Here is a 9,117-nt window from a genome sequence, read left to right on the forward strand (position 1 = left end):
CAAATCCTGTCCCCGCAACCAAATCCACAAAACGGCCCGCCTCGCGCGGGCCGTTTTGCGTTTGCGGCCTGGCGCGGTTTCCGGCGCGGAAGCGATCATGCGGTCGAGTTCAGGCCGCGTCGGCCTACCGCAGGCTTTCCAGCTCGCGGATGCGTTTGGCGCCGTCGGCCTCGAGCTGCCGGGTGACGGCGCCGATCAGCGTTTCGGCAACGACGAAAAGGGCCGCGGAGGAGTCCCAGGCCGAGGGTACGGCGGTGCGCCCGGCGATGACATGGCGGGCAAAGCGGGCGATCGGCGACAGCCACTGGTCGGTGAACAGCACGATCTGCACGCCGCGCTGATGCGCCGTCTCGGCGAAACGGACCAGGCTGTCCTGGTAGCGCCTGATGTCGAAGATCACCAGCACGTCGCGCTTGCCCATGTCGATCAGCCGGTCGCGCCAGACGCTTTCCTGTCCGGCGAGGTGAAAGACATTGGGCTGGATGATGGCGAGGTGGGCGGCCATGTAGCGCGCCAGCGGATCGGTGAAGCGGCCACCGATCAGGAATGTCTTGCCGCGCCGATCGGCAAGCTTTGCAACGATGTCGGCAAGCTGCTTGTCCGACAGGTGCCTGAACGTCTCGCGCAGGTTGTCGAGCGTCGCCTCCAGCATCGGCGACACCGCGCCGCCGTTCGGCGATGGCGGGTTGAGCGTCCGTGACGCCGGCGACTGCAGTTGCGCCGCCAGTTCGTCCTGCAGCGCCGACTGGAATTCCGGGTAGTTCTGGAAGCCGAGCCGGGCGACGAAACGCAGGATCGTCGGCGAGGAGACGCCGGCGGCAGCTGAGAACTCGGCGACAGTCTTCAGGCCGATCAGCGGATAGCTGGCGATCAGCGTTTGCGCTGCGCGGCGCTCGCCCGCCGGCATCGTACCGATGCGGTCCGAGATCAGTTCGGCAATGCTCGAAATCATCTTTTCCCCATGCCTGGCCGTTTTGCCGAAATCGCATTTGACCCGAAATCGCGTTTGACAAAGCCCGACAAACTGTATGAAATCATCCACAGGGACGCAATGAGGCAAAATACGTAACATACGATACAGCGCTCCCCGGGGACGACAGGATAATGGAGACAGCACGGCCCGCCAGCCTTGCATCGCCTGAAACCGTGAGGGTGACGAACCCCGGCGGATCGAGCCCTTTCGTGCTGACCTGCGACCACGCCTCCAATTTCCTGCCGCCGGAATTCGGAACGCTCGGCCTTGCTGCCGAAGAGCTCTCCCGCCACATCGCCTGGGATCCCGGCGCGCTGCCGGTCGCCCGCCGCATGGCCGAGGCGCTTGACGCGACGCTGGTCGAGACCCGCATTTCGCGCCTTGTCATCGACTGCAACCGCCCGCTCGACGCACCCGATCTGGTGCCGCCGGTCAGCGAGAGCACGGCCATTCCGGGCAATGCCGGCCTGTCGGAAAAGCAGCGCGCCGCGCGCATCGCCCTGTCCTGGCAGCCCTTCCACGATGCGGTCGCTGACATCATCGACAAAAGGCGGGCGCGCGGGCTTGAGACGCGGCTGGTTTCAATCCATTCCTTCACCCCGGTCTACAGGGGCAATAGCCGGCCCTGGCACATCGGCATCATCCATGACGAGGATCGCCGGCTTGCAGCGCCGCTTGTCGCCGCGCTGCAGCGGCTCGCCGGCGTCAATGTCGGCGTCAACGAACCCTATTCGCCGGCCGACCGCGTTTATTTCACGCTGGAACGGCACGCGCGCCCGCGGGGGCTATCCTGCGCGATGATCGAAATCCGCAACGACGAAATATCCGACGAAGCCGGGCAGCGGAAATGGGCGGATCTGCTCACGGGGATTTTTCTAGATCTGGAGCCCGAGGAGGCCAGGAGCTCCAGACCAAGCGCAGTGGGAAAGTCAGTACAATCGGCTAGCTAAGAACCAGAAGGGGACAAAAATGTCAGCTCAAGAATATACGGAAGTCGACAAGAAGGAGGACGTAAACGTCCTCCATGGAATGGGCTACGCTCAAGAACTCGAGCGTAGCATGAGCAAGTTTTCCAATTTCGCGATCTCGTTCTCGATCATCTGTATTTTGTCTGGCGGTATCAATTCGCTCGGTCAGGCCACATCAGGCGCCGGTGGCGCGGCGATAGGCATCGGCTGGCCCGTGGGTGTTTTGATTTCAGGCGTTTTTGCGCTGGCACTTGCACAGATTTCCTCGGCCTATCCGACAGCGGGCGGCCTGTACCATTGGGGCTCTATCCTTGGCAATCGCTTCACCGGATGGCTGTCGGCCTGGCTCAACCTGCTCGGCCTCGTGACAGTACTCGGCGCCATCAACGTCGGCACATTCTACTTCTTTTTTGGAGCTTTCGGTTCCATGTTCGGCGTCGAGGACACACTGACCCATCGCGTCGTCTTCGTGGCCGTCATCACCGTGCTTCAGGCTCTGGTCAATCATTTCGGCATTAAGCTGACGGCCAAGCTGACTGACTTCTCTGGTTACCTGATCTTTGCCACGGCGATCGCGCTGACCCTTGTTTGTCTGGGCTCTGCTTCGAGTTTTGAATTCGGAAGGCTGTTCACCTTCGCCAACTACACGGGCACCGAAGGCGCAAGCTCGGTATGGCCAGTCGCGGTTTCGGGAGGCATGGCGTTCCTGCTTGGCCTGTTGCTGCCGATCTACACCATCACCGGCTATGACGCTTCAGCGCACACGTCGGAAGAGACATTGAAGGCGGCGCATTCAGTTCCTCGCGGCATGGTTTCTTCTGTATTTTGGTCGGGGCTGTTCGGCTGGATCATGTTGTGTGCCTTCGTGCTGATGATCCCCAGCATGGACGACGCCGCAAAACAGGGCTGGAACGTGTTCTTCTGGGCGATGGATGCGCAGGTGAATCCGGCGGTCAAGCAGATCCTCTACGTTGCGATCTTCGTTTCGCAATGGCTCTGTGGCCTTGCCACGGTAACGTCGGCTTCGCGCATGCTCTTTGCCTTCTCGCGGGATGGCGGAATGCCCGGCATTTCCAAGCAACTGGCGACTGTTAGCCCGAAGCACCGGACGCCGGTCGCCGCGATATGGGGAGCCTCCATCCTGGCGATCCTATTCGTCTGGCTGACCTCTGCCATCACGATCGCTGGTACGCCGGCGTACTCCATCGTCGTGTCGTGCACCGTCATCTTCCTATTCCTGTCATTTGCAGTGCCGATTGCGCTGGGCCTGGTAACGATAGGCGGCCCGAAATGGCCGGCGATGGGCCCGTGGAATATGGGCATCGGAGCTTATCGTCTGTTTGCGATCCTCTCTCTCTTGTCAATGGCGCTGATTTTCTTCATCGGCATTCAGCCGCCGAATGACTGGGCGCTTGAGATTACCGTCGGTTTCGTTTTGCTGGCACTCATAATCTGGTTCGCTTTCGAGAACCGCCGCTTCCAGGGTCCGCCGATTGGTGACCAGATTGCAAAGCGTCAGGCGGCGATCAAGGCTGCCGAGGTAGCCGTAGGCGAAGCCGGCGTCTGACACCCTCTTCATGATCATGGCCGGCGCCTTGCCGGCCATGGCGTTCCACATCTTCCAAGTGACAAGCTCAAAACGACAAGCACTGGAGTGCCAAAGGAATGGCCGGAAATTTTTCGTTCGATCAGTTGAAGAAAGCGGTCTCCAGCGGTGAGGTCGACACGGTGCTGGCCTGTATTGTCGACATGCAGGGGCGGCTGGCGGGAAAGCGGTTCCTGGCACAGTATTTCGTCGATTCCGCCCATGACGAAACGCATGGCTGCAACTATCTCTTGGCCGCCGACATCGATATGGAACCGGTGCCCGGCTACAAGGCGGCGAGCTGGTCGAAGGGTTACGGCGACTTCGTCATGAAGCCCGATCTGTCGACGCTGCGGCGCATTCCATGGCTGGAAAAGACGGCGCTGGTGATCTGCGACGTGCTCGACCACCACACCCATGACGACCTGCCGCATTCGCCGCGCGCCATCCTGAAGAAGCAGGTCAAGCGGCTGAGCGAGCGCGGCTATCTCGGCTATTTCGCCTCCGAGCTCGAATTCTATCTGTTCAGCGAAACCTACGATTCCGCTCGCAAGAAGCATTGGCAAGGCCTCGACACAGCCTCGCCCTATATCGGCGACTACCAGATCGGCATCACCACCAAGGAAGAAGGCGTCATGCGCCGGCTGCGCAACGAGATGGAAGCGGCCGGCATTCCGATCGAGAACTCCAAGGGCGAGTGGGGCCCCGGCCAGGAAGAAATCAATGTGCGTTATGCCGAGGCGCTCGAGATGGCCGACCGCCACGTCATCCTGAAGAACGGCGCCAAGGAAATCGCCGAGTCCGAAGGCAAGGCGATTTCGTTCATGGCCAAGTACAATTACGGGCTGGCCGGCAATTCCAGCCACATCCACAATTCGCTGTGGAGCGCCGACGGCGAGACGCCGCTTTTCTACGACAAGAAGGCCGACTGGACACTGTCGACGCTCGGCCAGCAATGGGCGGCGGGCCAGCTCAAATACGCCAAGGAATTCACCTGGTTCCTGGCGCCCTACGTCAACTCCTACAAGCGCTTCCAGGCCGGCACCTTCGCGCCGACCAAGATCATGTGGAGCGAGGACAACCGCACCGCCGGTTTCCGCCTGTGCGGCGAGGGCACCAAGGGCATCCGCATGGAATGCCGCATCGGCGGCGCCGATCTGAACCCCTATCTCGCCTTCGCCGCGCTGATCGCGGCCGGCCTTGCCGGCATCGACGAAAAGCTTGAACTGCAAAAACCCTTCGTCGGCGATGCCTATCAAGCCTCGCAGCTGCCGGAAATTCCGAAGACCCTGCGTGATGCCACCGAGACGCTGGCGAAATCGGAGATGCTGAAGCAGGCGCTCGGCGACGGCGTGCTCGAGCATTATGTCCATACGGCGCATTGGGAGCAGTTCGAATACGACCGCCGCATTACCGATTGGGAACTGCACAGGGGGTTCGAGCGGTACTAAACTACGCCAGCGCTGCCGTTCAGCCTTTGCCGCCCGACGGGCGGGCGGCTCAAAACCGAGATTGTCATAAACTGCGAGGACTCAAGGAATGACCGAAACGGTCAAGATAAAATCTCCCGTCGATGGTTCGATCTATGCCGAACGGCCTGTGGCCACGGACCAGGCGATCAATGCGGCGGTCGAGCGTGCCAAGGCGGCGCAGGAGAAATGGGCTGAGACGCCGGTCGTCGAGCGCGGCAAATACATGCTTGCCATGCTGGAAGCGTTGGTCGCCATGACCGACGAGATCGTGCCGGAGATTGCCTGGCAGATGGGTCGTCCGGTGCGCTATGGCGGCGAATTCGGCGGCGTCAAGGAACGCACCAACTACATGGTCGAGATCGCCGAAGCGGCACTCAAGCCGGTGATGGCCTCCAATCCGAAGGACGGGTTTCGCCGCTATGTGAAGAAGGTGCCGCTCGGCGTGGTCATGGTGATTGCGCCGTGGAACTATCCCTATCTCACCGCCGTCAACACTATCGTGCCTTCGCTGATGGCCGGCAGTGCCGTCATCCTCAAGCACGCGGCGCAGACGCTGCTAGTCGGCGAACGCTTTCAGCAGGCTTTCGACAAAGCCGGCCTGCCAAGGGGCCTGTTCCAGAACCTCGTCATGAACCATGTGCAGACCGAAAGACTGCTCGGCTCAGGCAAGATCGACCATGTCAACTTCACCGGCTCGGTCGCCGGTGGACGCGCCATCGAGAAGGCCGCGGCAGGCACCTTCATGACGCTCGGCCTCGAACTCGGCGGCAAGGACCCGGCCTATGTCCTGGCCGACGCCAAGATGGACCATGCCGTCGCCAACCTGGTCGACGGCGCCTTCTACAATTCCGGCCAGTGCTGCTGCGGCATCGAGCGCGTCTATGTCCACGAGAAGGTCTATGACGAATTCGTCGAAGGCTTCATCGCCGAAACCAAGAGCTACGTCGTCGGCAATCCGCTCGACCAGGGGACGACGATGGGGCCGATGGCACAGGCGCGCTTCGCCGACCTGATCCGCGAGCAAAAGGCCGAGGCGCTGCGCAAGGGCGCCAAGGCCCACATCAACATGAAGGTGGCCAATGACGAGCAAGGCTCGCCCTATCTGGCGCCGGAAGTGCTGACCGAGGTCGATCACCAGATGAGCGTCATGCGCGAGGAAAGTTTCGGGCCGATCGTCGGCATCATGAAGGTGCGCAACGACGAAGAGGCGATCGCGCTGATGAACGACAGCCCCTACGGGCTGACGGCCTCGATCTGGACGCGCGACACCGACCATGCTGCGGCTCTCGGCGATCGCATCGAGACCGGCACCGTGTTCATGAACCGCTGCGACTATCTCGATCCGGCGCTGGTCTGGACCGGCGTCAAGGACACCGGCAAGGGCGCTGCGCTGTCGGCCATCGGCTACGACAATCTGACGAGGCCGAAGTCATATCATCTGCGTGAAGCCATCTGATTTTCTGAAAGATAAAAATGACAAAATTGATTTCCAAATGGAACTACCCGACAACCGTGCGCTTCGGCGCGGGGCGCATCAAGGAATTGCCTGATGTGCTTGATGCGACCGGCATCAAACGGCCGCTGTTCGTTACCGATCCAGGGCTGGCCAAACTTCCGGTCGTCGCTTCTACGTTGAAGATCCTCGACGACGCCAAGGTGCCCTATGGCGTGTTTTCCGAGGTCAAGCCGAACCCGGTCGACTCCAACCTGACCGCCGGCATTGCCGTGTTCAAGAAGGGCAAGCATGACGGCGTCATCGCCTTCGGCGGTGGCTCGGCGCTCGACCTCGGCAAGCTGATCGCCTTCCAGGCCGGCCAGGCGCGGCCGGTCTGGGATTTCGAAGATGTCGGTGACTGGTGGACGCGCGCCAACTCCGATGCGATCGCGCCGATCATCGCTGTGCCGACCACCGCCGGCACCGGATCGGAAGTTGGCCGCGCCGGCGTCATCACCAATGAAGCGACCCACACCAAGAAGGTCATCTTCCATCCGAAACTTTTGCCGGCCATCGTCATCGCCGATCCGGAACTGTCGGTCGGCATGCCGGGCTTCATCACCGCCGGCACCGGCATGGACGCGCTTGCCCACTGCCTGGAAGCCTATTGCGCGCCGGGCTATCATCCGATGGCCGATGGCATCGCGGTCGAAGGCGTGCGGCTCGTCTTCGAGAACCTGCCCAAAGCCTATGCCAACGGCAAGGATCTCGTCGCCCGCGCCCACATGATGAGTGCGGCAGCGATGGGTGCTGCCGCCTTCCAGAAGGGGCTGGGCGCCATCCACTCGCTGTCGCATCCGATCGGCGCGCTTTACGACACCCATCATGGCATGACCAACGCCGTGTTTATGCCTTATGTGCTGGCCTTCAACCGCGACGCCATCGAGGCGCGCATCGCCCGGCTCGCGGCTTATTGCGGCATCAAAGGCGGCTTCGACGGCTTCGCCAAGGCTGTCATCAAGCTGCGCAAGGAATTGAAGGTGCCGCACGCGCTGCCGGGCCTGATCAAGGGGCTCGACATGGACAAGAAGCGCAAGGGCCTGATCGCCGACATGGCGGTGGTCGATCCGACCGCCGGCGGCAACCCGGTCAAGCTGACCAGGAAGGCGGCGCTGACGTTGCTCGACAATGCCATTGCCGGCACCGTTTGAGACGGTTTTCGCGCCGAAAATTGATCTGGGAAATGAGGGCAAAGAAAGGGGAAGAGATGAAAGGTAAGACCGAAATTCGTTAGCCGGAAAAATAATCGCGGAGCGATTGCTACAGCCGGTTAAAAAGAGTTTACTTTTTCGTACTGCTGGGCATCGCTTTCACAAAGCTTTCATCGGGTTGTCACACGAAAACGATACCGCATCGCAGGCGTCCAACGGCGTCAGTTCAACGGAGAGAACACATGTTCAAATTCACGGGAAAAGTGCTTTCCCTCACGGCCGTCGCCCTGATGGCGACCTCTGCCATCTCGTCGGCGCAGTCCATGGATGAACTGGTCGCCGCCGCCAAGGCGGAAGGCCAACTCACCACCATCGCGCTGCCGCACAGCTGGTGCGGCTACGGCGACGTCATCGCCGGCTTCAAGGCGAAGTATCCGGAAATCACCATCAACGAGCTCAATCCCGATGCCGGCTCCGGCGACGAGATCGAGGCGATCAAGGCCAACAAGGACAATAAGGGCCCGCAGGCGCCTGATGTCATCGACGTCGGCCTGTCTTTTGGCCCGTCCGCCAAGGCAGACAGCCTGATCCAGCCCTACAAGGTGTCGACCTGGGATACGATCCCTGACAGCGCCAAGGATGCCGATGGCTACTGGTACGGCGACTATTATGGCGTGCTCGCCTTCGGCGTGAACAAGGCCGTCGTGCAGAACGCACCACAGGACTGGGCTGACCTGCTGAAGTCGGAATATGCCAACTCGGTGGCGCTCGCCGGTGACCCGCGCACATCGAACAACGCCGTCATGTCGGTTTACGCTTCGGGCCTCGCGGCTGGCGGTACCGGCGGCCAGGATGCCGCCGCCAAGGGTCTGCAGTTCTTCAAGCAGCTCAACGATGGCGGCAACTTCGTGCCGGTCGACGGTGAAGCGGCAGCTGTCGCCCAGGGCACGACACCGATCGTGATGAACTGGGACTACAACCTGCTTGCCATGCGCGACAAGATGGCCGGCAATCCGGAAATCGAAATCGTCGTGCCAAAGGGAGCGGTGGTCGCAGGCGTCTACGTACAGGCGATCAGCGCCTATGCGCCGCATCCGAACGCCGCCAAGCTGTGGATGGAGTATCTCTATTCAGACGAAGGCCAGCTCGGCTGGCTGAAGGGCTATTGCCACCCGATCCGCTTCAATGATCTGGCCAAGAAGGGCGTGATCCCGAAGGAGATGCTGGACAAGCTGCCGGCGGCCGAGAACTACGAAAAAGCGATCTTCCCAACCTTGGAGGAACAGAACGCCGCCAAGAAGGAAATCAGCACGAATTGGGATGCCATCGTTGGCGCCGTCGTGAAGTAATTCATAGGGCGCCGGGGGGGGGGCCCCCCCGCGCCCCCAGGCCCCCGGGGGGGGTTCCAGGGGGCCGGCCCCAAATGGGGGGGTTTAAAAAAAGCCCGGCCCCCCGCCCCCCGGGCCGCGGGGG

7 protein-coding genes are annotated in these 9,117 nt (G+C 61.5%); 6 read left to right on the top strand and 1 reads right to left on the bottom strand.

What is annotated here, in order from left to right; translation table 11 throughout:
* Nucleotides 1-124: 124 nt before the first annotated feature.
* Nucleotides 125-952: a MurR/RpiR family transcriptional regulator gene (locus AC0L14_RS10320; RefSeq protein ID WP_292598548.1), complete on the bottom strand. Its 828-nt coding sequence runs from the start codon at nt 950-952 to the stop codon at nt 125-127.
* Nucleotides 953-1,104: 152 nt separating this feature from the next.
* On the opposite strand from AC0L14_RS10320, the gene AC0L14_RS10325 reads away from it, so the two are divergent.
* The 6 genes from AC0L14_RS10325 to AC0L14_RS10350 all read left to right on the top strand — a co-directional run bounded on the left by AC0L14_RS10325 (nt 1,105) and on the right by AC0L14_RS10350 (nt 8,993).
* Nucleotides 1,105-1,923, top strand: a complete 819-nt coding sequence (locus AC0L14_RS10325) for an N-formylglutamate amidohydrolase (RefSeq protein ID WP_473749384.1) — start codon at nt 1,105-1,107, stop codon at nt 1,921-1,923.
* A gap of 19 nt (nt 1,924-1,942) precedes the next feature.
* On the top strand, nt 1,943-3,508 hold the full coding sequence (locus tag AC0L14_RS10330; RefSeq protein WP_473529555.1) for an amino acid permease: 1,566 nt from the start codon (nt 1,943-1,945) through the stop codon (nt 3,506-3,508).
* A gap of 98 nt (nt 3,509-3,606) precedes the next feature.
* The gene (locus tag AC0L14_RS10335; RefSeq protein ID WP_473749385.1) at nt 3,607-4,977 is read left to right on the top strand and encodes a glutamine synthetase family protein; all 1,371 of its coding nucleotides are present in this window, start codon (nt 3,607-3,609) and stop codon (nt 4,975-4,977) included.
* Between the two features lie 88 nt (nt 4,978-5,065).
* Nucleotides 5,066-6,454 (top strand): aldehyde dehydrogenase family protein, encoded by a 1,389-nt coding sequence (locus AC0L14_RS10340; protein ID WP_473749386.1) that lies wholly within the window; start codon nt 5,066-5,068, stop codon nt 6,452-6,454.
* Nucleotides 6,455-6,471: 17 nt separating this feature from the next.
* On the top strand, nt 6,472-7,644 hold the full coding sequence (locus AC0L14_RS10345; RefSeq protein WP_473486392.1) for an iron-containing alcohol dehydrogenase: 1,173 nt from the start codon (nt 6,472-6,474) through the stop codon (nt 7,642-7,644).
* 242 nt (nt 7,645-7,886) lie between these two features.
* On the top strand, nt 7,887-8,993 hold the full coding sequence (locus tag AC0L14_RS10350; protein WP_473486393.1) for an ABC transporter substrate-binding protein: 1,107 nt from the start codon (nt 7,887-7,889) through the stop codon (nt 8,991-8,993).
* The last annotated feature ends 124 nt before the right edge of the window (nt 8,994-9,117 follow it).

The organism is Mesorhizobium sp. WSM4841, assembly GCF_055811515.1.